The organism is Synechococcus sp. LTW-G, from assembly GCF_054459035.1.
On sequence record NZ_JBTKYW010000007.1, the window covers coordinates 62683 to 82515 of the forward strand.

Genomic DNA, 19833 nt, shown 5'->3' on the forward strand with positions numbered 1-19833 from the left:
ACCGTTGGATCCTAACGAGAGTGTTTTGAAGCCAGGGCACCCCATCGTTGAACAACTGGAGCCTCCCTTGGTGGAGGCCCTCGGGGCCCTGCGGCAGCGCATTGCGTCGCTTCCGGCGGCCATCGTCGCCTACTCCGGCGGAGTCGACAGTGCCTTGGTGGCCGCCATCGCAGCTGAACAGCTGGGCGATCGCGCCCTGGCGGTCACCGGCATCTCACCGGCCTTGGCGCCCCACCTCCGAGCAGAAGCGCATCAGCAGGCGACCTGGATGGGCATCCAGCAGCAGGAACTGCCCACGGCCGAGCTGAACGATCCGGCCTACAGCAGCAACCCAGAGAACCGCTGCTACGCCTGCAAGCGGGAACTCCACAGCGTGATCGCTGAACTGGTCGGCCAACTCGACGAGCAATGGCGCGGTGCCAGCGTTCTCGATGGCGTGAACCGCGACGACCTCGGCGACCATCGCCCCGGCATCGAAGCGGCGCGGGAGCGGGGGGTCTCTTCGCCCCTGGCGGAACTGCAGATCGACAAAGCCGGGGTGCGTGCCCTCTCGCGGGCCCTGGGATTCCCCTGGTGGGACAAGCCCGCTCAACCCTGCCTGGCCTCACGTTTTCCCTACGGCGAAGGCATCAACGCTGAGCGACTGCAGCGGGTGGGGGCCGCCGAAGCCTGGCTGCGGCAGAGGGGATTTCAGGAACTGCGGGTGCGCAGCCAGGGGGAAACGGCCCGCATCGAGGTGCCCCCCTCAGCCCTGCAACGCCTGGTGGAGGAGCCCACCCGCACTGCCGTTGTGGAGGCCCTGCTGGGCCTGGGCTTCAGCGCCGTCAGCCTGGATCTTGAGGGCTTGGTGAGCGGAAAGCTCAACCGGGCCCTCAAGCGCTGAGCAACTCCTCAATCAGATCTGCCTTGCGCAGGCGGCTCACTCCGGAGAGCCCCCGGGCACGGGCCAGCTGCTGCAGTTGCACCACCGTCTGGCCCTCCAACTGGGTGCGCGGGGAGGGACGGTGGTCAAGCTTCGGTGGCGCGGGGGGAGCGGCGAGCGCCTGATCGGCGGCGGCGGGGACCCGGGAGGCCAGGGTCAACAGCGCCAAGCTGCCGCCGGTGATCAGCGCCGCCTCGATGGCAAAGGTGATCTCCTGCATGGGGGGAGAGATCGAGATTGGCGGCATTACAGCCAATCCTTCCAAGAGACGCCACTGGTGCACGGGCACAAAAAAGCCCCCCAGCTGGCGGGAGGCTCGGTGTTCGATCGCAATCAGGCTGCGATCAGATCGGGCTCACGCTCGGCGTCGGCCACAGCCTCAGGGGTCTCGCGGCGGAAGCTCTTGAGCTTGTAGTTACCTGCGTTGAGCTCTTCGCTCAGCACGATGCAGGCCCGCTCGGGCATGGTGTGGTCACCGCAGGTGAACACGTCCACAGCGGCATAGCCCGACTCGGGCCACGTGTGGATGGAGATATGGGATTCGGCCAGAAGGGCCAGCCCCGTCACACCCTGGGGTTGGAAGTGGTGGGTGATCAGATTGAGCAGGGTCGCGCCAGCACGCTTCGCAGCGGTGGTGAGGGCGTTCCTGATGAAAGCTTCGTCGTCGAGCTTGTCAGCGTCGCAGTTGTACAGCTCGAGGATGCAGTGTTTACCCACCATGTCGGTGGCACTGGGTGCTTGGGGGCTAGCGGAGAATGTCTCAGCTCCAGTCCATCCCGGGTTGGGGTGGAGACAGGCTGCTTGGCTCATCAACGTGAGGCAAAGAGTTCAAGACTTTACTGGCCAGGGAGCACCATTCCTGCCTCAACGGTGACCACCTGAGAACCCTGATGCCAACCGCCGTTAAAGGCCCCCAGGTGGGTCGCGCTCACCAGGCACTGATGCCCCTGGCCCACGGCCTCCAGCAACAGCTCTTGCCGCCCGGGGTCGAGCTCCGCCAAGACGTCATCCAGCAGCAGCAGTGGTGGCTCGCCCCAGAGTTGATGCACCAGCTCGAGCTCCGCCATCTTCAAGGCCAGGACCAGGGTGCGCTGCTGTCCCGCTGATCCATAGCGACGGGCCGGCTGGCCGCCCAGCTCCATCGCCACCTCATCGCGATGGGGGCCGACGCTGCACTGACCCAGTCGCAACTCCTGGGGGCGCTGCAGCAGCAACTGCTCCGCCAGGGCATCCCGCCAGGGGGCTTCCGCCTCCTCACCCTCCAGCTGACTGCCGGGGCAGTAGCGCAGACCCAAGAGTTCACGGCCATCGCTGAGGCGGTGCTGCCAAGCCTGGGCCAGGGGTTCCAACCGCCGCAGCGCCCGCAGGCGCCGGCGGTGTAGCCGGGTTCCGATCAAGGCCATCTGCTGATCAAAGGCATCCAGCAGCCCCTCAAGCTGGGACTGGGGGAATCCCCGCCGCAGCAGCTGGGAGCGCTGACGCAGCAGGCGGCCGTAGCGACTGAGCAACTCGGCGTAGACCGGCTCAAGCTGCAGCACCACCCGATCCAGCCACTGCCGGCGCAGGGCAGGCTCACCGCGCACGAGCTCCAGGTCCAGGGCGCTGAAACCGACGCAGCGCAGGGGACCAATCAACTCGTGCTGACGCTCCAGCACCTTGCCGTTCCGGCGGGCCTGCCGCCCCCCCTGCCGGCGCAATTCCAACTCCAGGCGATCGCCGCCGTCACAGTCGGCGGCGATCAACCCCTGCCGCTCCCCCTGCTGAATCAAATCCCGGTCGCTGCTGCAGCGGTGGGAACGAAGACTGCCGAGCAGCTCGACTGCCTCCAGCAGGTTGGATTTGCCCTCCCCATTGCGGCCAATCACCAGCAATCTCGGGGCCTCGAGGGTGAGGCTCAGCGCTCCGTAATTACGGAACTGACGCAGCTCCAGGCGGTGCAGCCGAATGGGTCTCTGGGGCCGTCTGACCAGTAAGGTAAGGCGGTGACGGTGGTCTGCTGCCTGCACACGACCCATCTGAGCAACAGATCTTGCTCAGGCCGCATGGGCATGTAGCTCAGTTGGATAGAGCATCAGATTCCGGTTCTGAGGGTCGGGGGTTCGAGTCCCTCCATGCTCGTGATCAGGTCCTAGACCCGTCACCGACATCACCCCGCTGCGGCGGGGTTTTTTTGTGGCCTAGAGGCGCAGACCCATGGCCCGAATACCGCCGGGGTCCACGACAAATCCGTTTTGCTTGAGCGCCTCGAGGGCCACGCTGGGGGCCGCCACCGAAATGCTGCATCCGGGCAATTCGCGCCGTAGCCGCGCCATGGCGGCATGGACGATCACTCGAAGCACCTGGGCCTGCTCAGGGTCTTGTGGATCCGCTGAGAGATCCCAAAGATTGGCATTGAGGGCCAGGTCGCTGGTTGCTCGCACAAAACCGACCAAGACACCAGTGGCATTGCGCACGCTGAACTGCCAGGCGCTGCGAGAAAGGGCCTGCTCGAGCCGCTCCTCCAGCCGCTGGGGATCCCCGCACTGCACGAGCAGTCTGTTGAGTTCTACCCCACTGGGGGACTGCTGACCCTCAAGGCTGTAGCCCAGGGGCAACGCCGGCGGCTGGGGCTGCGAGCGGAAGGGGATCAGAAGCGAATCAAGCAAGGCCGCCGCGCCTCAACCGGTATTGCGCATGCCCGCGGCAATGCCATTGATCGTCAGCAACGCACCGCGCAGCAGCTCACTGCGGCTGTAGGTCCGGCCGTCGTCGCGGGCCGCCTCTTCGCTCATGGGCGGCTGGCGGTTCTGATCCCGCAGCCGCCGCAACAGGGCCACCTGCAGGAATCCCAGCGGGATGATCGTGCGGTTGCGCAGCTCAACCGAGAGCTGCAGGGCCGGATCCCCATCGAGCAGACGCTCATGGCCGGTGATGGCCAGGACCAGATCCCGGGTGAGCACAAACTCGCGGGCAATCACCGCGAAGATCTCCTCAAAGGCCTCGCGGGACTCCGGGCGTCCCAGGGACTGGACGTAGTGGTGGGCCAGATCCAGGTCGACCTTGGAGAGGGTCATCTCCACCTTCGAGATCAGCATGCGGAAGAAGGGCCAGCGCTGATAGAGCTGCTGGAACAACTCCATCTGACCGGGGTCCCCGCTGAGTTCCTCCTGCAGGGCCGTGCCCACGCCGAACCAGCTGGGCAGCAGGAAGCGGCTTTGGGTCCAACCAAACACCCAGGGGATGGCGCGCAGGCTCGAGAGATCCTTGGCACCGCTCTTGCGCCGGGCAGGACGGCTGGAGATCTGCAATTTGCTGATCTCTTCGATCGGGGTGCACTGCTGGAAGAAGCCGACCAGATCAGGGTTGTCGTGGACGAGGGAGCGGTAGTGGCTGCGGGAGCGCGCCGCCAACCGAACCATCAGTTCATTCCAGTCCGGCGTGTCATCCACGTGGCTGGTGACCAGGCTGTTCTGAATCACCGCGGTGGTAACCGTCTCCAGGTTGTAGAGCGCTAGCTCCGGCAAGGAGTACTTGGAGGCCAAGACCTCCCCTTGCTCGGTGATCTTGATGCGGCCATTCAGGGTGCCGCTGGGTTGCGCCAGGATCGCCTGGTATGCCGGACCACCGCCCCGTCCCACGGAGCCGCCGCGGCCGTGGAAGAGGCGCAGGCAGACGTCATGGCGTCTTGCCAACTGCTGCAGAGCGATTTGGGCCTGGTGGATCTCCCAGTTACTAGAGAGGAAGCCGGAGTCTTTGTTGCTGTCGGAGTAGCCGAGCATCAGCTCCTGTAGCGGCCGTCCGTTGGGGCTGGAGCTCGCGATTAGCTGGCGATAAAAGTCCTCGCTGAACAGCCGCTCCATCACGCCAGGAGCAGCCTTGAGATCCTCCACCGTTTCAAACAGGGGGATCACCAAGAGGTCGGAGCGCTGGGCGGTCGGATCTACCAGGCCGGCCTCCTTGGCCAGCAACAACACCTCAAGCAGATCCGACACCGTGTGACTCATCGAGATCACGTAGGTGCGGCAGATGCGGGAGCCGAACTCCTGCTGCAGCCGTTTGACGACGCGCAGAACATCAAAGGTTTCAGCCGTCAGGGGGCTCCACTTGACGGCCGCAGGAATGAGCGGACGGCGAGTCTGTAGCTCAGACATCAACCAGCTGATCCGCTGCTCCTCGTCCATCTCCCCATAGGGAGTGGGCATCTGCAGGTAGCGGGTCAGCTCATCGAGGGCATCGCTGTGGCGGGTGCTCTCCTGGCGGATATCGAGGCTGGCCAGGCAGAACGCGAAGGTGTGGACCTGGGCGATCAGGTTGTCCAGGGGCTCACAGCTCAAGCCGCTGCCCTGCAAGCTTCCGTTGATCAGCTCCAGATCGGTGCGGAACTCATCGACCGTTCCGTAGTGCAGCTCCGGTGCGGGGGGAGCGGGCATGGCGCCCTGATTGCCAAAGTCGGGCTGGGCCGGCCGCGGTTCGTGGGGCGCATCCCAGCCGGCAGCCGCCTGCTGCTGGTTGCGGGCCAAGGTCAGCCGCAGCCGCTCAATGACGTAGCTGATTTTGAGGCGATAGGGCTCCAGCCGGTAGCGGGCCGCCCGCTCTTCGTAGACCTCCGGGAAGCGAAGGCGGTCCATCTCGAGGGACTCGAGCAGGGGAGCGCTGACCTGGCTCCACTGCATCGAAATACTCAGCTGATCGCGGAGGTCCTCCACCGCAGCCAAGTAGCGATCGAGCATCAGCTGACGCTGATAAGACGCCGTCCGCCAGGTGATGTCCGGGGTGACCGAGGGGTTGCCGTCGCGGTCGGATCCAACCCAAGAGCCAAAGGTACAGAAGGCGTCGCTCGGGGGCAGAACATCGGGGTAGTTGGCACCCAGGGCCGTGCGAATCCGCTGGCGCAGCTGGGGCATCGCCTCAAACAGCACCTGCTGGAAGTAGTGCAGGGCGTAATCGACCTCATCGAGGACGGAGGGCTTGAACTGGTGCAGCTCGTCGGTACGCCACCAGAGGCGGATTTCCTCCTCCAACTGCTGACGGAGGTTGTCCCGTTCCTCGGGATGCAGCAGCTGACTCTTCTGGAGCTGTTGGATCAGGGAGGCCACCCGGCGCTGCTTGTGGCGCACGGTGTGACGAACGATCTCCGTGGGGTGGGCGGTGAACACCAGCCGGATATCGAGCTCCTGCAGCAGCTGCTCGATCTGGGCCGGAGGAACGCCAAGGCCCCGCAGCCGGGTGAAGAGCTCCCGGAAGGTCGCGGGCGAACTCTGGCTCGCCAGGGGCGGAACAAAGGGATCGCTCAGCTCTTCAGCGTGGTGGGGCCGAAGGCTGGCGAGATAGCTGTCCTCCTCGATGTGCTGCTCAAGGATGTTGACCAGCTGGAAATAGAGGGAAAAGGAGCGAGCGGCAGCAATGGCTTCAGCCAGATCCATGTCGCGGATCAGCTGCACGATCTCCTCGGTCGCCGCCTCGGATGCCTGGTCGGGAGCGCCGCCGTCGATGCGGTTGCTCAACGCTTTCATCCGCAGCAACCGTTCCGCCTGGGGGGCAGGACATTCACTGCGCAGCACCGTCTGCCAGAGGTCCTCCACCAGCTCCAACCGATCGCCAAGGAGTCGGGTGACCCGAGGCTCAGCCGCAGGAGCAGAGGCTTCAGTTGCGGCGAGGGTGGGCCCCATAGAGGCGGTTTCGGCAGGGGTGCGCTGCATGATCATCCCAAAGTGCCTGCCTCGTTGATGGTGCTTTGCGCACCAAGACGGGTTTCCAACTGCTCGAGATCCGCTGCGGCCGAGGCAATCAGCTCTGCCACAGACGCGCCCTGGGCATGGGCCTCCAGCCATTGCATCGCCTGGTTGCCCTGGCTCAACACTTGCTGAAGGGGAAGCAGCAGCTCAGCCAGGCCCAGCTCCCCGGCCAGGGACTGCAGACCGGCGAGCTCAGCGGCAATCCATGCGCGGGCCGTGATCGGTGCACCATCACGCCAGTGGCGGAGTTCAGCGTCCAGGCTGCTGCGCGCCGCCGCCTGATCATTGGCATCGGCAAGGGCTGCCAGGGCTTGGGGATCCAAGTCACTGGCCTGCAGCGGGTCGCAGGCCGCAGGATCTCGGAGGAGTTGGTGAATGCGCAGCTCCACAAACGCCGTCAGGGCCAACAGCAACTGGGGATCCGCCACCAGGTCACAGATGCGAATCTCCAGGCGATTGAGGTCGTAGGGGCGCCGCTCACCGTTGGGGCGTACGGAGGTCCAGAGATGGCGCACGTTTTGCATCGTGCCTAACTGCAGCTGCTGCTCCACCCAGTCGATGTAGTGCCCGTGGTTCAAGAACAGGGGCACCTGCTCAGGAGTTAGCGGGAACTGGAGCCAACGCTGGGAATGGGCGCCCGTGACCTGCCCATCGACGAAGGGCGAGCAGGCACTCAAGGCCAACAGCAAGGCCGCCTCACAACGCACCAGGCGGCAGGCCGCAAACAGCTGATCCGGATCGGTGAGCCCCAGGTTGATGTGGACACTGGCGGTCACGACCCGGGTGCCGTAGGTGGCCTCGATGTAGGCGTGATAAGGGTTCTTCGGGTCTGAGCGCTCAAAACGCTGGCTATCCCCGGTGCTCAAGGTGCTGCCAGGCAGCAGGGTCAGTCCCCGTTGGGCCAGCCAAGGGCGCAGCCGCCGCCGGGGCTCCAGCAGCAGGGCCAGCTGGGTGGCGTAGCTGGCCGCAGGGGGGGTGATGTATTCGAGATTGCGGCAATCGGGCTCGGTGACAAACCCCTCGAGCGCCGCCGCGACTTCAGCCGAACATCCCACCACCGTCCCGTCGGGACGGCCGGTGTAGAGCTCGACCTCAAAACCCTTGAGCAACAGAGGGCTGCTCATGCCAGGCAAGCCAGAGCCTTCAGCATGCCCCGGGCTTTGTTGAGGGTCTCTTGGAATTCCGACGCAGGCACCGAATCAGCCACTAAGCCAGCACCGGCCTGGACCTGAACCCGCCAGCGACCGTCCCCATCGGGCAGGACGACCATGGTTCGAATCGTGATCGCCGTGTTCAGCGCCCCGCTGAGATCCATGGCGCCATAGACCCCGGAGTAGGGACCCCGGGCATCGGGTTCCAAGGCATGGATCAACTGCATCGCCCGGATCTTCGGCGCACCGCTGACGGTGCCAGCCGGGAAGGAAGCCATCAACAGATCCCAGACATCCCGCTCCGGATCGAGCAATCCCTCCACCTCACTGACGATGTGCATCACGTGGGAGTAGCGCTCAATCACCATCAACTCGCTGACGCTGACGCTGCCCGGCACACAGACCCGGCCCAGGTCATTGCGGCCGAGGTCCACGAGCATCACGTGCTCGGCGCGCTCCTTGGGATCGGCCAAGAGATCCTTCTCGAGCGCCAGGTCCTCAGCTTCACTCCGTCCCCGGGGGCGGGTGCCCGCAATGGGCCGCAGGGAGGCCTTCACCCGGCCACTGCCATCGGCCATGGGCTCGGCCTTCACCATCACCTCAGGGCTGGAGCCAATCAGGTACCAGCCTCCAAAGTTGAAGAAGGCCATGTAGGGAGACGGATTCACCATCCGCAGGCTGCGGTAGAGCTCAAACGGCTCCCGCTCAACCGGCGTTTCCAGGCGCTGACTGATCACCAGCTGGAACACATCCCCAGCGGCGATGTGCTCTTTGGCCGTCAGAACAGCCGCTTCAAACTCATCGCGACTGCGGTTGCTGCTGGTCGGCAGATCCACCGCATCGGCATCCCGCCAATCCAGGGGTGTCACCCCGGAGGGCAGGGGCTGGTGCATGCGCTGCTCCAGGGCGTCCAACCGCGCGACCGCGGCGTCGTAGGCAGCGGTCGCGTCGGGTTCGTCGTGGAGATTGACGTAGGCCACGGCCGTGAGCTGACGCTTGACCTGATCGAAGGCCAGCAGGCTGTCAGCGAGCATCCAGCAGCCATCGGGCGGCCCCTCCGGATCGGTGGGGTGAATCGGAACGCTGGGCTCAATCCAACGAATCAGTTCGTAGCCCCAAAAACCAAACAGTTGGCCCAGGGGAGGCAGACCAGGAACGGCTGGGGCGTCGTAGGCCGCCAGGGTGTCCCGCAACAGATCAAAGGGGTTCCCGCTGAGGGCGCTGCTGCGCCCATCGCGCCAGCACTGTTCCGCCGACTCACCGCGCACACTGAGGGTCCAGAGCGGATCGCTGACCACAAAGCTCCAGCGGCCGATCCGCTCACCGCCTTCGACGGACTCCAGCAAGACACCGTGGTCACTGCCGGCACCCACCTTCAGCCAGGTGGTCAGGGGCGTCTCCAGGTCCGCCGGCCAGGTGCGCCAGATCGGGATGTAATTGCTGCCCGCCTTGGCCTGGGCCAGAACTGTCGCGCGGTCAGGGGAGGGCATCACTACGACGACGGGCAGGCAAAAAAAACGGGGCGCTTAGCCCCGCCTTTATAGAGGTTGAAGCACCGCCCGTTGCTCGAAGCAGTGCAGGTCCTGAATCAGGAATCGAAGGTGTTCTTGCCGGTGAACTTGATGCTGGCGGGGTTGCCGTTCTGGCCAATGCGGCGGGCGTTGTGGCCGACCATCTGACGACCCTCGTTCACCTTCTCGGGGAACACACCATCCTTGGGGTGCAGGAACTCGGTGTCACCGCCGGGGAAGATCCGGTAGATCTTGTAGTCCTCGATCCGGGGCTTGAACTTGGTGCGCAGCTGGGTGCCGAGGGCCAGGCACTGCTCCTTGCGGGCGAAATACATGAGGTTCTCGCCCTCATTCATGTGAGCAGCACCGCCGGTGGGGAGTTCAAAGACTTGCTCTTTGGCGCTAGTCCAAGTGATGGCGTACTTCTCTTCGGTCTCAGCGGCGTTGAGCAGACCGCCGGTGCTGCCGATGTACTTCGGGAGTTGACCGCTCAATGTCATGGCTGTTCCGGAGGGGGTGTCGGCAGACCGCAGACCGTTTCAAGCGGAAGCTAGCACCGTGTTTTGGGGTGAACTGGGGGTGCCGCTGCTCTCTTCACACCCGTCAACATTGATGCCGTTTTTAGGCCACCGGGAAAAAGACCGTGAGGTCATTTCCAGAGCGCTCCGCGAGCCGTCCCCCCAGGCTGTGAAACAGGCGCTGGGTGGCCTGACGGCTCAGCTGCAGGCTGCCGGTGCCGGGGTTCCAACTCAAGACTGGGCCGACCCGCTCTTGCAGGTCCTGCTCACCCTCACCCGCGGGCAAGGCCGCAGCACTGAGGCGCAACTTCAACCGGGCCCCCGCGGGCTGAAGGCTCAGCTGCACCACCGCGCCGGCGGGCAAGCCGCGACTGAAGCGATCCATCAGTCCGCCCAAGACGGTTTCCAACCGCGCTGGGTCGGAGAGGACGAACGGCAACTCCGGTGTGAGCAACAGCTCCAGGTTCAAGCCACGGCGCTCCAGCTGCTGCTGCCAGCCGGCCTCAAGCTGACCCAAGAGCTGGGCGAGATCGGTGCGGGCCAGGGCCTGGGCCGGCTCATCGAGCACCGGCTGACGCTGCAACTCAGCCGCCAGAAAAATCAAGCCGAAGCGATCAATCTGCTCGCTGCATTCCCCATCGATTTGATGCAGGCGTTTGCGCACCAACTCCGTCAGATCGCCGCGCCGCAGCAACGAACGAATCAAGGTGCGAATCGTGGCCAACGGCGTGCGCACCTCATGGGTGAGGGCCTCGAGCAGGGCCAACTCACTGCTGGGGCTGGAGCTGCTGTCTGAGCCACTGCTGCGGTGCACCAAGGGCTGCAGGGTCAGGCTGGGGGCCATCGCCGCCAGCCGCTCAGCCAGGCGGGGCCAAAACAGCTGCGCCAGCTGCTCGTCGTTGTGCAGTCCACCCAGGGCCTGGATGGACTGGCGCAGGGCCTGACCCTGCTGGGGATCGCTCTGCTGCAGGCGTTCATCGAACAGCGACAGCGCGGCAGAGAGGGTGGGCGGGTCAAACCGAACCACCAGTTGGCGCTCCTGGGCCGGGCCCACCAGGGCCATCGCCATCTGCAACTTCGGCGTAATCAGCACCAGCAGTGGATCCGTTCCATCGGCCTCCTCCAGAGCCAACCGCTGAAATCCACCACTGACCGACGGGCTGGCCGCCGCGGCCGGCAGCAAGGGGGCGTTGCTCTGCAGCAGGTCCTTGAGTTCAGAAGGCGCCCAGACCCAGCCCTGGAACTGCTGCAACAGCGAGGGTTCGTAGAGGGCGGGCAGGGGGGAGGCCAGCCAGACCCCGGGCTGAGCCCCCAGGGGCAGCAAAAAATCCTCCTGGAGGGTGGCCAGGGCGGCCCACCACTGCCGGCGCACGCTGTCCTCATCGCAGCGACCGGCGGGCATCTGCTGGGCCAGTTGACGCCGGAGCGCCTCAAAACTGCAGCCCAGGACTCCCATCAGCGGCGTTTGGCCGGTTGCTTAATGCCCCGGGCCACCGAGGCGCATAACCCCAGGCCGATGAAGTTCACCAACATCGCGGAGCGGCCGTAACTCAACCAGGGCAAGGGGATCCCGGTGATCGGCCCCAGACCGATGGTCATGTTGATGTTCACGACCACCTGGAACATCACCATCGCCCCCACGCCAATCACCACTAGGGACTCCACATCCGTGCGGGCCTGACCGGCGATCTTGAGCAGCCGCCAGATCCAGGCGACAAAGCCCAGAACCACCAACGCCGAACCCAGAAATCCCGTTTCTTCGCCCAGGGCGCTGAAGATGAAATCGGTGTGCTGCTCTGGGATGAAGCGCAGCAGGGTCAGATGGCCCTGGAGCAGACCGGTGCCGAACCAGCCGCCCGAGCCAATGCCCACAGTGCTCTGCAACAGGTGGTAGCCGCCACCCAAGGGATCCTTGTTGGGATCCAGAAAGAGGGTCAGGCGATCCCGCTGGTGGGGCTGCAGAAAGTTGTTCCACAACCAGGGGGTCCCCACAGCGAACAACCCCTGAATGGCCAATACGGCCATCGGTGCCAGGCGTTTCCAAGGCAGCGAACGGACGGCCACAACAGCCATGGCCGGAATCCAGAGCACCAACAGCCACGGGACGACCCCGGCGAGCACTGAGGTGACCACCGGCGAGATCAGGAGCACGACCCAGGCCCCCGGCATCCCGGACCAGAACATCATCACCAGCAGCACCGCGCCAAACACCAAGGAGGTGCCCAGGTCGGGCTGGATCAAGACCAGCAGCCAAGGGACGCTGATGGTCGCCACCGGCCGCACCAGGTCCACGGGCCGCTCAACGGGATGGCGCGACAGGACCTGCGCTAATAGAAGAATGGCCGCGATCTTGGCGAACTCAGAGGGCTGGACATTGAAGCCAGCGATGTTGATCCAGCTCTGAGCCCCCAAGGCACTCACCCCGATCAGGCGCACCGCGATCAAGCTGGCGACCATGGCGCCATAGATCGGCCAGGTCCAGCGGGAGATGCGCTCCACTGGAACCTTGGCCAGCAGCAGGGCAATGACCAAACCCACAGCCGCCGTCACCCAGTGCTGGTACCAATCGGCGTAACCGGCCTGGCGCTGGGTGCTGGCGATCAGGAAGCCGGCGACGAAGATCATCGCCAGGGGGATCCACCACAGGATCTTGTCGACGCCGGCGAACCAGCGGCGCCGGCGTCCATCCCGTTTGAACAGCAGGCCCCCGCGGCGGCGATCCCAGAAGCCCGAGAGCGTCATCAGCGCGTGGCCACCGGGAGGCGGCCCGCCAGCGCGGCAAAGGCGGAGGCCGTCGCCGACTCCGGTGCACTGACGGTCACGGGCCGGCCGCCGTCACCGCCTTGAACCACCGCCAATTCCATCGGCAACTGGGCCAAGAGCGGCACACCGCTCTCATCGGCCAGGCACTGGCCGCCACCGGAGCCAAAGAGCTCGTAGCGCTTCTCGGGGGCATCCGGCGGGATGAAGGCCGTCATGTTCTCCACCACACCCAAAACCGGAACCCCCAGCTGCTGGAACATCGCCAAGCCACGGCGAGCGTCCTGCAGGGAGACCATTTGGGGTGTCGTGACAATGATCACGCCAGCCATCGGAACGGCCTGGGCCAGGCTGAGCTGGGCGTCACCCGTCCCCGGAGGCAGGTCAACCACGAGCACATCCCGCTCACCCCACTCGACTTGGTAGAGGAACTGGCGAATGATGCCGTTGAGCATCGGGCCGCGCCAGATCACGGGCTGATGGGCATCAATCAGCAGGCCCATCGAGACCATCGCGATGCCGCAACTCTCAATGGGGGTTAAGACCTGGTCGTTGCCGCTGCCCCGCACCTGCGGGGTTTGATCGGCCACGCCCAGCATCGTCGGGGCATTCGGGCCATAGATGTCGGCATCGAGCAGACCGACCTTGAGTCCGCGCTGGGCCAAGGCACAGGCCAGGTTCACAGCCACGGTGCTTTTGCCCACGCCCCCTTTGCCACTGCTGACGGCGATCACCTGCTTGACGCCAGGAATGGCCTGGCGCTCAGGACCACCGCCGCCATGACCAGCCGCGCCGATGGGAGCGCCCCCCTGGGCGGGGGCCTGCGGGGTCGCCTGGGTCAACTCGATTTGAACGTCATCAATCCCGCCGAGCTGGAGCAGGGCACCACGGGCATCGGCGGCGATCCGGTCCCGCTGGGAGCTGGCGTATCCGGGCAACGCCAGCTGGAACACGACGCGGTTGTTCTGGACCCGAACCTCTTGGATCCACTGCAGATCCAGAAGGCTGCGGCCGGTGCCGGCATCTTTCAGGGGCTCGAGGGCGGCGAGGGCCTCTTTCAGGGCCTGGTCTGCGCTGGCCATCGGGCGATTACACGGTGCTCCGGATCCTAAAAGCGTTGGCCCAGAGAGGCATCCCCAACGCCAGGGTCCGGCGGGATCACGAACCCTCTCGAAAACTTGTGCAGCGGTGGGTCGGACTGAAAAGGTGGTCGGATTCCCCCTGCCCCACGGCGCGAGCATCGATGTTGAAGGGTCTGCTGTCCCGTGCCAAGGCCAAGCTGGCGAGTGAGACCTCGGCAACCTCCGGCGCCGTCGCCCTCGAGGCTCCCCCCGCCAACTCCCGCGAGCGGGCGCGCGCCCTGGTGATGGGGCTGCAGGATTCCATCTGCGCTGGCCTAGAGCAATTCGACGGCGGCGGACGCTTTGAAGAGGAAAGCTGGGTTCGCCCCGAGGGCGGTGGTGGCCGCTCCCGCGTGATCAAAGGCGGCCGGGTGTTTGAGCAGGGCGGCGTGAACTTCTCCGAGGTGGAGGGCACCGAGCTCCCCCCCTCGATCCTCAATCAACGGCCCGAAGCCAAGGGCCACCGCTGGTATGCCACCGGCACCTCGATGGTGCTGCACCCCCGCAACCCCTTCATCCCCACCGTTCACCTCAACTACCGCTACTTCGAGGCCGGTCCCGTCTGGTGGTTTGGCGGCGGTGCTGACCTGACCCCCTACTACCCCTTCCTGGAGGACGCCAAGCACTTCCACCAAACCCTGAAGAACGCCTGCGACAGCGTTAATCCGGCCTACTACCAGGTGTTCAAGCCCTGGTGCGACGAGTACTTCTATTTGAAGCACCGCGATGAGACCCGGGGTGTGGGCGGGATCTTTTACGACTACCAGGATCCACGCGGGGTGCTCTACAAGGGCCAAGCCCCCGAGGGGCCCGCTGCCGCCGCAGGACAAGGGGTGGGCCCCATCCAGCAGAGCTGGGAGCAGCTCTTCAACCTGGCCAGCGCCTGCGGCAACGCCTTCCTTCCGAGCTATCTGCCGATCGCTGAGAAACGGCAGCACACCCCCTACGGCGAGCGGGAACGTCAGTTCCAGCTCTATCGCCGCGGCCGCTACGTGGAATTCAACCTGGTGTTTGACCGGGGCACGATCTTTGGCCTGCAAACCAACGGCCGCACCGAGTCGATCCTGATGTCCCTGCCCCCCTTGGTGCGCTGGGAGTACGGCTACAAAGCCGAGGAAGGCAGCCGCGAGGCCCTGCTGACCGATCTGTTCACCAAGCCCCAGAACTGGCTGGGTGATGACTCACTGGTTGGTCGCTGCCAGCCCCACGGCGCTGTGAGCTGAGACGGGGGGTGGAGTCGCCACCAAGCGGTGGCGTCCTAAGCCGGCCTCCAAGGCAGCCACAACCCGTTCACTGATCACCGCCAAGGCCTGATCGCGGCTGCGGGGATTGCGCAGGGCAGGCTCCAGGGGAGCCTCGAGCTTGCCGATCTCCAGCAGGGTGATGCCCCGTTTGGGACCACCCAATCCACCACGGAAGCGCAGGGGATAGCCGCCAAAGGCGACCGCGAGGCTCTCATCCAGGGAGCTCAAGGGGCGATGCAGGGCCGGGATGACCCCAGAGCCGATGCCATCGGGGCCATAGGCATCGAAATGGATTTCCATCGCGTAGCCACCGGCGGCGGCATGGGCCTTGCCCACGCTCCAATTCGTGCGCGGATCATCGCCATCGACGATCGTGCGCGCCGGAGGGTCATAGAAGCGGATGTTCAACCCCCGCTGACGGCCCAGCTGGACGACACGGCGTGCGACCTCCAGATTCCAATAGAGCTCGTCGCGGATGCCCTGCTGCATGGGCTTGGCACCACGGATATCGACCGAGTAGCCGGAGGTTCCGGATCCCGGAATGGCCTGGGAGTCAGCGTGGCCAGCCATGACCAGGATCGGGGTGGTGCTGGCGACTTGCCGGACCCCAATCCAGTCCCGTCCCAAGCGTCCGCGCGGCCCGGTCAAGGCATCGGCGGCACCGGGAGCTGGGGCCGGAGCCTGAGCGTCAGCGGCCAGGGCCAAGCTGGCGGCAGCCAGGCTGGCCAACAGCAACGTGCGGCGCCGGGGAAACCTCATCGGCCCATCCTGGCTCAGATCGGCGAATGCAACAGATCGCCCACACCAAAGAGCCCCAACTGGGGCCCCATCTCCTGCTCCAGGGCGATCAACTCATCGCGATGGGCCCGCATCTGCAGCGCACTGCCGGTGGCCTCGTCGTGGCTGATCAGGCGCAATTCCACGGTTTCAGCCCGCGCCGCGCGGCGGCGATAGACCACCCCAGCCAAGGGACCCAGCAGGGTCAAGAGCAGGGGCCACCAGGCCAGGGCGGGCAACAGCTGACAGAGCACCAGGCCCAGGCAGGCCGCACCGACCCCTCCCAGCACAGAGAGCAACAGCGCCAAGGCGCCACTGGCCTCCACCTGACCGGAGAACTTCAGCAAACGGCGCTCCGGGTTGGCCTCCTCGGCCACCCAGCCGCGCCCCTTCAGCCACTCTGCCAGGGCCGGAAGCACCTCGAGCGGAGGCTTTGAGGAGCGGATTTCAACAACGGTCGTGCGGTCCTTACTGGCGGCCCGCAGAAAGAACACCAGACCGACAACCAGCAGCAGGGTGAGGGGCAGGGTGGAGCCCAGGGCCTGGGGCATGACTGCTGGCGTGAAGATTTCGCTCATTCTCCTCGAGCCAGTGGCGCCATGGCGGCATCAACTGCTCAGCGTCGCCGCGCCGGGTCTCGAGAAGATGCAACATCCGCCGCGGCCGCCCGCGGCTAGGGCAACGCTGGGCGTAACTGGCGATCGTGCCGTCCTGGTCCAAAAAGCCCAAGGCCTGCTGCAACACGGTCTCCGACAGTCGCAACTTGGGATGGGAGGCCGAGAGGTCCTGCATCAGGGCCGTCGGGTAGGTGTCGGCCTCGAGCAGCCGCTCCAAAATCCAGCAGACGGCCAACTCCAAACTCAAGTGCTGAACAGGCGGACGCTCAAAAAAGGCCCGAATGGACTCCAGACCAGGCCGTGGGGGCAAGGGACGAGAACGCATTGAAGGAGAGGGGCCACGCGCTGACCAACTGCTAGCGCGATCTCACTTTGATACGCAAAAGCGACAGATGATCTTGAGATTTGCCGTCGGTCCGCGACGATGGATCGCAGTTGAACCCTCCCCCCTTGAGCAGCGCCGCCTCCGCCGTCTCCGCCCCTGCCGCGGGATCGAGCCCTGCTCGCTTTGCCGTCCTGGATCACGATCTGAACCCTGAGTGGCGCGCCCTACTCGGGGCCTCCAGCGCACTGGCGGTGGACACCGAAGCCATGGGCCTGATCCACGGCCGCGATCGCCTCTGCCTGGTGCAAATCAGCGACGACCACGACAACGTCTGCTGCATTCGCATCCACCGCGGCCAAACCGAGGCACCCCTGCTCAAAGAGCTGATGGAAGCAGCCGGCATCGAGAAGGTCTTTCACTTCGCCCGCTTCGACGTCGCCGCCCTCGCTGAAGGCCTGGACATCCACGTCAGCCCCATCTTTTGCACCAAGATCGGCAGCCGCCTGGCCCGGACCTACACCAACCGCCACGGCCTCAAGGACCTGGTCAACGAGCTCTGCCACGTCGAACTCGACAAAGGGGCCCAGAGCAGTGACTGGGGACGGGTTGAGGAACTGAGCGAGTCCCAGCTGGCCTATGCCGCCAATGACGTGCGCTATCTCCTGGCCGCTCGGGCCCGGTTGACCGAGATGCTGGTGCGCGAAGAGCGGCTGGATCTGGCCCAGCGCTGCTTTGCCTGCATCCCCGTGATCTCGGATCTGGATCGCGGCCGCTTCGGCGCGATCTTTGAGCACCGCTCTTAAGGAAGGGGCTCAGTCATCCCCGAGATACATCTCCTCCTCCTTCACCGCCTCGAGCAGCACATCCAGGAGCTGACGGGATTCCTGGCCCACGCCCTGGGCCTCCAGCAGCAGGCGCTGGGCGATCAGCAGACGCCCCTCGTTGTCGCGCACTCCCTCCTTGGCCGCCACCAGATCCACCTTGCGGCGGGCTGAAGCCAGGCTGATGCTCAAGGCACTGGCGAGCTGTCCGCAGGCTTTTGCGTAGTCCTTGTCCTGGGGAGCTGCCATAGGGGCGAAGCAACGCGGCGGTTGATCAAGCCCCCATCATCCCGTTGCGCCGTCCGCGCTCCCCAATAGGCACTCCTCGATCGCCCGCGAGAGGGCAACGCTGCCGCCCGCCATCCCCATCCGCTGGGTCCCGATGGCCCCCAGCTGCCGGGCGAGACCCGGGTCACCCAGGAGCAACTCGGCCCGCTCCGCCAGGACGACAGAAGAGCGGCAGACCGCCACGGCACCGCCGAGCAAACGGCTCTGGCGCTCCGCAAACCCCCGCTTGAATTGGGGCCCGGGGCCAGGCAAAGACAGCGCCGGGATCCCCAGTCCCACCAGCTGCTCGGTGGCCGTTCCCGCAGAGGCCAGGCCCAATTCCGCCCAACAGGCCCAGCGCGAAAAACAACCGGGGCCAATCAACAGCAAGCGGCGGCCGCAGGCCCAGGCCGCGGCGGCCCCCAGCTCCGCCAGGGCCTCTGGAGGCTCGATGGGCTCGTAGCCCAGGTCCAGCAGCAGCGGTTCCCACTCATGGGGAGCCGGGCGTGAGCCGGTCGGCGCCAACACCAGCAGGGGAGCCCCGCTGGGCACCAAGGCGAGGGACTCCAGCAGGCGCTTGAGGTTGCCCGCCGCCTCGGGCATGCGACTGCCGCCCAGCAGCAAGACACGCCGCCAATCCCGCAGGGCCAGCGGCAGGGTCCCCAGATCCAGGCCGTCCATCATTGGATTGCCCGGGGCAATGGCCGCCACCCCATGGCGCCGCAGCCCCCGCGCCGTCAGGCGATCCCGCATCGCCGCCAGACGGCAGCGGGGGCCAGCCATCAGGGCCCATTCCCAGGGGTCCCACTCACTGCCTTTGAGGCGGTGATACAGGGCCGCGATCCCCGGCGCGCCGGCCCAGGTGTAGTCGCTCTTGGGGGTGCCGATGAAGCCATAGGGCCCGCCGCCAGACCAGGCCAGCAACAAGGGCAGCAGATCCCCCACCGCCAAAACGGGATCGCCCGCCCTGCCCCAACGGCGCACAAAGCGCCACTGCCGCAGGGTCAAGCCCAGAACCCCAGCGCCAAGATCCGCCAGGAGCCCCCTCAGGCTCTGATTGCTGAAGCCACCGCTGGGCAGTTGACGGCGCGGCCCCACCCGGCGAAGCAGCCCCTGCTCCTCAGCCCCCCGGTAGGCGGCACCCTCTCCGACCATCGGCAGCACCGCCACCTCGATCTCGGGGCGCCTCTGCTTCAAGGCCTGGATGACCCGCAGGGCGATCAGGTCTTCCCCATGGCCGTTGCTCAGGACCAGCAGGCGGCCAGGCATCCCGTGACTGATACGATCCGTCCCTGGGAGTTTGCTCCCAAGCGGCGGCATGGCCAAGTGGTAAGGCAGAGGATTGCAAATCCTTTACCCCCAGTTCGAATCTGGGTGCCGCCTTTGAATCGCGCTCGCGGGTCAGGGCAGATCGGCTTCCGCTGACCAGCGTTCGCCGAATCGCGTCTGCGCATCGCAACGGGCCTGGGGGCCATCGATGTCACAGGTGCCAGCCACCGGGAAGGTTTTCGGGAAGCCCACCACCAGACCACGGGGGTTGAACTGGGCGAGACGCAACAAGCGCACGCGCAGCAGCACGGAGCCATCGAGCTTGCAGACACCATCGCTGCAGCGCAGGGGCTGCCCAGAGCTCGCCCGCTCCCCCACAAAACTCACCTCCTGGAGCAGGTCCTGCTGGGGCACAGGGGCCATCCAACTGAAGCGCAGCACCGATGGGTTGCGCTGATCCAGGCGCACGCTGCTGCAGGGCCCTGGAGCCTGGCCAAACAGGGTCAATTCACAACGCCTGGGCTCCACCTGCCAACGTCCAAAACCCTGTTGCTTCTCTTCAGCCGCCAGCACGGGAGCAGCGGCGCCGAGGCAGAGGGCCACCAGCAGCAGACGCGCCACGCTCAATAGCCGGAATCCGCCACGCACATCCCGATACAGACCAAGCCATTGCTGGCCGTGCGGCCGCAGTGACCGCAGAGCACGGGATCCTGCTCCTGGCGCGCGGGCGCGGACTCCTCAGCCTGGGGCGGCGGATCGCTGGTCTGGGCAGCCGGGCTGGGCAGAGAATTCAGCACAGTGCAAGTCCGCGATGGC

Annotated in this window: 21 protein-coding genes and 2 tRNA genes; 5 read left to right on the forward strand and 18 right to left on the reverse strand. The window is 65.7% G+C overall.

Going from position 1 to position 19833, the window contains the following annotated elements; translation table 11 throughout:
* Positions 1 to 25 precede the first annotated feature (25 nt).
* On the forward strand, positions 26 to 883 hold the full coding sequence (gene larE, locus ACXIQ9_RS10870; protein ID WP_459016676.1) for an ATP-dependent sacrificial sulfur transferase LarE: 858 nt from the start codon (positions 26 to 28) through the stop codon (positions 881 to 883).
* Here larE and ACXIQ9_RS10875 read toward each other — a convergent pair.
* The 3 genes from ACXIQ9_RS10875 to recF all read right to left on the reverse strand — a co-directional run bounded on the left by ACXIQ9_RS10875 (position 873) and on the right by recF (position 2937).
* Positions 873 to 1142, reverse strand: coding sequence for a Rho termination factor N-terminal domain-containing protein (locus ACXIQ9_RS10875; RefSeq protein WP_010314868.1), 270 nt, complete (start codon positions 1140 to 1142; stop codon positions 873 to 875). The genes larE and ACXIQ9_RS10875 overlap by 11 nt on opposite strands.
* 113 nt (positions 1143 to 1255) lie before the next feature.
* A complete protein-coding gene (gene speD / locus ACXIQ9_RS10880; RefSeq protein ID WP_010314867.1) occupies positions 1256 to 1732 on the reverse strand; it encodes an adenosylmethionine decarboxylase in 477 nt (158 codons plus the stop codon).
* A gap of 26 nt (positions 1733 to 1758) precedes the next feature.
* Positions 1759 to 2937 carry a DNA replication/repair protein RecF gene (recF, locus tag ACXIQ9_RS10885; protein WP_459016662.1) on the reverse strand — a complete coding sequence of 393 codons (1179 nt, stop codon included), beginning with the start codon at positions 2935 to 2937 and terminating at the stop codon, positions 1759 to 1761.
* A gap of 29 nt (positions 2938 to 2966) precedes the next feature.
* Here recF and ACXIQ9_RS10890 point away from each other — a divergent pair.
* Positions 2967 to 3040: transfer RNA gene (locus ACXIQ9_RS10890), tRNA-Arg, on the forward strand.
* 59 nt (positions 3041 to 3099) lie between these two features.
* Here the strand turns inward: ACXIQ9_RS10890 and ACXIQ9_RS10895 are convergent.
* From ACXIQ9_RS10895 to ACXIQ9_RS10930, 8 genes are all read right to left on the reverse strand, one after another.
* Positions 3100 to 3567, reverse strand: coding sequence for an N-acetyltransferase (locus tag ACXIQ9_RS10895; RefSeq protein ID WP_459016663.1), 468 nt, complete (start codon positions 3565 to 3567; stop codon positions 3100 to 3102).
* A 12-nt stretch (positions 3568 to 3579) separates the two neighbouring features.
* Complete coding sequence (ppc, locus tag ACXIQ9_RS10900) at positions 3580 to 6606, reverse strand: phosphoenolpyruvate carboxylase (protein WP_459016664.1); 3027 nt, start codon at positions 6604 to 6606, stop codon at positions 3580 to 3582.
* Positions 6603 to 7760, reverse strand: a complete 1158-nt coding sequence (gene gshA / locus ACXIQ9_RS10905) for a glutamate--cysteine ligase (RefSeq protein ID WP_296416096.1) — start codon at positions 7758 to 7760, stop codon at positions 6603 to 6605. Before gshA ends, ppc begins: the two co-directional genes overlap by 4 nt.
* Entirely contained in the window at positions 7757 to 9277 is a 1521-nt protein-coding gene (locus ACXIQ9_RS10910; RefSeq protein WP_459016665.1) for an anthranilate synthase component I family protein, read from the reverse strand. Before ACXIQ9_RS10910 ends, gshA begins: the two co-directional genes overlap by 4 nt.
* A gap of 98 nt (positions 9278 to 9375) precedes the next feature.
* Positions 9376 to 9798 carry a photosystem I reaction center subunit II PsaD gene (gene psaD, locus ACXIQ9_RS10915; RefSeq protein ID WP_185186211.1) on the reverse strand — a complete coding sequence of 141 codons (423 nt, stop codon included), beginning with the start codon at positions 9796 to 9798 and terminating at the stop codon, positions 9376 to 9378.
* Positions 9799 to 9919: 121 nt separating this feature from the next.
* The gene (locus ACXIQ9_RS10920) at positions 9920 to 11272 is read right to left on the reverse strand and encodes a histidine kinase (RefSeq protein WP_459016666.1); all 1353 of its coding nucleotides are present in this window, start codon (positions 11270 to 11272) and stop codon (positions 9920 to 9922) included.
* A complete protein-coding gene (rodA, locus tag ACXIQ9_RS10925; RefSeq protein WP_459016667.1) occupies positions 11272 to 12558 on the reverse strand; it encodes a rod shape-determining protein RodA in 1287 nt (428 codons plus the stop codon). The genes ACXIQ9_RS10920 and rodA overlap by 1 nt, the downstream gene beginning before the upstream one ends.
* Positions 12558 to 13658 carry an Mrp/NBP35 family ATP-binding protein gene (locus tag ACXIQ9_RS10930; protein WP_459016668.1) on the reverse strand — a complete coding sequence of 367 codons (1101 nt, stop codon included), beginning with the start codon at positions 13656 to 13658 and terminating at the stop codon, positions 12558 to 12560. The genes rodA and ACXIQ9_RS10930 overlap by 1 nt, the downstream gene beginning before the upstream one ends.
* A 284-nt stretch (positions 13659 to 13942) precedes the next feature.
* On the opposite strand from ACXIQ9_RS10930, the gene hemF reads away from it, so the two are divergent.
* Positions 13943 to 14920 (forward strand): oxygen-dependent coproporphyrinogen oxidase, encoded by a 978-nt coding sequence (hemF, locus tag ACXIQ9_RS10935; RefSeq protein ID WP_247479779.1) that lies wholly within the window; start codon positions 13943 to 13945, stop codon positions 14918 to 14920.
* Here the strand turns inward: hemF and ACXIQ9_RS10940 are convergent.
* The 3 genes from ACXIQ9_RS10940 to ACXIQ9_RS10950 are packed head-to-tail and all read right to left on the reverse strand — an operon-like array spanning position 14879 to position 16645.
* Positions 14879 to 15700, reverse strand: a complete 822-nt coding sequence (locus ACXIQ9_RS10940) for a dehydrogenase (RefSeq protein ID WP_459016669.1) — start codon at positions 15698 to 15700, stop codon at positions 14879 to 14881. The genes hemF and ACXIQ9_RS10940 overlap by 42 nt on opposite strands.
* A 14-nt stretch (positions 15701 to 15714) precedes the next feature.
* Entirely contained in the window at positions 15715 to 16269 is a 555-nt protein-coding gene (locus tag ACXIQ9_RS10945; protein WP_010314849.1) for a cofactor assembly of complex C subunit B, read from the reverse strand.
* Positions 16187 to 16645 (reverse strand): Pex protein, encoded by a 459-nt coding sequence (locus ACXIQ9_RS10950; RefSeq protein WP_363155080.1) that lies wholly within the window; start codon positions 16643 to 16645, stop codon positions 16187 to 16189. The genes ACXIQ9_RS10945 and ACXIQ9_RS10950 overlap by 83 nt, the downstream gene beginning before the upstream one ends.
* A 140-nt stretch (positions 16646 to 16785) precedes the next feature.
* Here ACXIQ9_RS10950 and ACXIQ9_RS10955 point away from each other — a divergent pair, with 140 nt between their 5' ends.
* The gene (locus ACXIQ9_RS10955; protein WP_459016670.1) at positions 16786 to 17463 is read left to right on the forward strand and encodes a ribonuclease D; all 678 of its coding nucleotides are present in this window, start codon (positions 16786 to 16788) and stop codon (positions 17461 to 17463) included.
* Positions 17464 to 17472: 9 nt separating this feature from the next.
* Here the strand turns inward: ACXIQ9_RS10955 and ACXIQ9_RS10960 are convergent, their stop codons facing one another.
* Together ACXIQ9_RS10960 and ACXIQ9_RS10965 are read right to left on the reverse strand one after the other, a co-directional pair.
* Positions 17473 to 17730: a hypothetical protein gene (locus tag ACXIQ9_RS10960; RefSeq protein WP_010314843.1), complete on the reverse strand. Its 258-nt coding sequence runs from the start codon at positions 17728 to 17730 to the stop codon at positions 17473 to 17475.
* Positions 17731 to 17766: 36 nt separating this feature from the next.
* Positions 17767 to 19017 carry a lipid-A-disaccharide synthase-related protein gene (locus tag ACXIQ9_RS10965; RefSeq protein WP_459016671.1) on the reverse strand — a complete coding sequence of 417 codons (1251 nt, stop codon included), beginning with the start codon at positions 19015 to 19017 and terminating at the stop codon, positions 17767 to 17769.
* A gap of 43 nt (positions 19018 to 19060) precedes the next feature.
* On the opposite strand from ACXIQ9_RS10965, the gene ACXIQ9_RS10970 reads away from it, so the two are divergent.
* Positions 19061 to 19131, forward strand: a tRNA-Cys gene (locus ACXIQ9_RS10970).
* A gap of 18 nt (positions 19132 to 19149) precedes the next feature.
* Here the strand turns inward: ACXIQ9_RS10970 and ACXIQ9_RS10975 are convergent.
* Complete coding sequence (locus ACXIQ9_RS10975) at positions 19150 to 19638, reverse strand: hypothetical protein (RefSeq protein WP_424174631.1); 489 nt, start codon at positions 19636 to 19638, stop codon at positions 19150 to 19152.
* Positions 19639 to 19640: 2 nt separating this feature from the next.
* Positions 19641 to 19814 (reverse strand): hypothetical protein, encoded by a 174-nt coding sequence (locus ACXIQ9_RS10980; protein WP_247479684.1) that lies wholly within the window; start codon positions 19812 to 19814, stop codon positions 19641 to 19643.
* Between the last annotated feature and the right edge of the window lie 19 nt (positions 19815 to 19833).

Bases quoted from the DNA above. Each gene is read 5' to 3' on its own strand.
- hemF (WP_247479779.1), top strand. From the start codon at position 13,943: ATGGGGCTGCAGGATTCCATCTGCGCTGGCCTAGAGCAATTCGACGGC.
- rodA (WP_459016667.1), bottom strand. From the start codon at position 12,558: ATGACGCTCTCGGGCTTCTGGGATCGCCGCCGCGGGGGCCTGCTGTTC.
- ACXIQ9_RS10920 (WP_459016666.1), bottom strand. From the start codon at position 11,272: ATGGGAGTCCTGGGCTGCAGTTTTGAGGCGCTCCGGCGTCAACTGGCC.
- ACXIQ9_RS10940 (WP_459016669.1), bottom strand. From the start codon at position 15,700: ATGAGGTTTCCCCGGCGCCGCACGTTGCTGTTGGCCAGCCTGGCTGCC.
- ACXIQ9_RS10960 (WP_010314843.1), bottom strand. From the start codon at position 17,730: ATGGCAGCTCCCCAGGACAAGGACTACGCAAAAGCCTGCGGACAGCTC.
- ppc (WP_459016664.1), bottom strand. From the start codon at position 6,606: ATGATCATGCAGCGCACCCCTGCCGAAACCGCCTCTATGGGGCCCACC.
- ACXIQ9_RS10930 (WP_459016668.1), bottom strand. From the start codon at position 13,658: ATGGCCAGCGCAGACCAGGCCCTGAAAGAGGCCCTCGCCGCCCTCGAG.
- ACXIQ9_RS10910 (WP_459016665.1), bottom strand. From the start codon at position 9,277: ATGCCCTCCCCTGACCGCGCGACAGTTCTGGCCCAGGCCAAGGCGGGC.
- speD (WP_010314867.1), bottom strand. From the start codon at position 1,732: ATGAGCCAAGCAGCCTGTCTCCACCCCAACCCGGGATGGACTGGAGCT.
- recF (WP_459016662.1), bottom strand. From the start codon at position 2,937: ATGGGTCGTGTGCAGGCAGCAGACCACCGTCACCGCCTTACCTTACTG.
- ACXIQ9_RS10875 (WP_010314868.1), bottom strand. From the start codon at position 1,142: ATGCAGGAGATCACCTTTGCCATCGAGGCGGCGCTGATCACCGGCGGC.
- gshA (WP_296416096.1), bottom strand. From the start codon at position 7,760: ATGAGCAGCCCTCTGTTGCTCAAGGGTTTTGAGGTCGAGCTCTACACC.
- ACXIQ9_RS10965 (WP_459016671.1), bottom strand. From the start codon at position 19,017: ATGCCTGGCCGCCTGCTGGTCCTGAGCAACGGCCATGGGGAAGACCTG.
- psaD (WP_185186211.1), bottom strand. From the start codon at position 9,798: ATGACATTGAGCGGTCAACTCCCGAAGTACATCGGCAGCACCGGCGGT.
- ACXIQ9_RS10945 (WP_010314849.1), bottom strand. From the start codon at position 16,269: ATGCCCCAGGCCCTGGGCTCCACCCTGCCCCTCACCCTGCTGCTGGTT.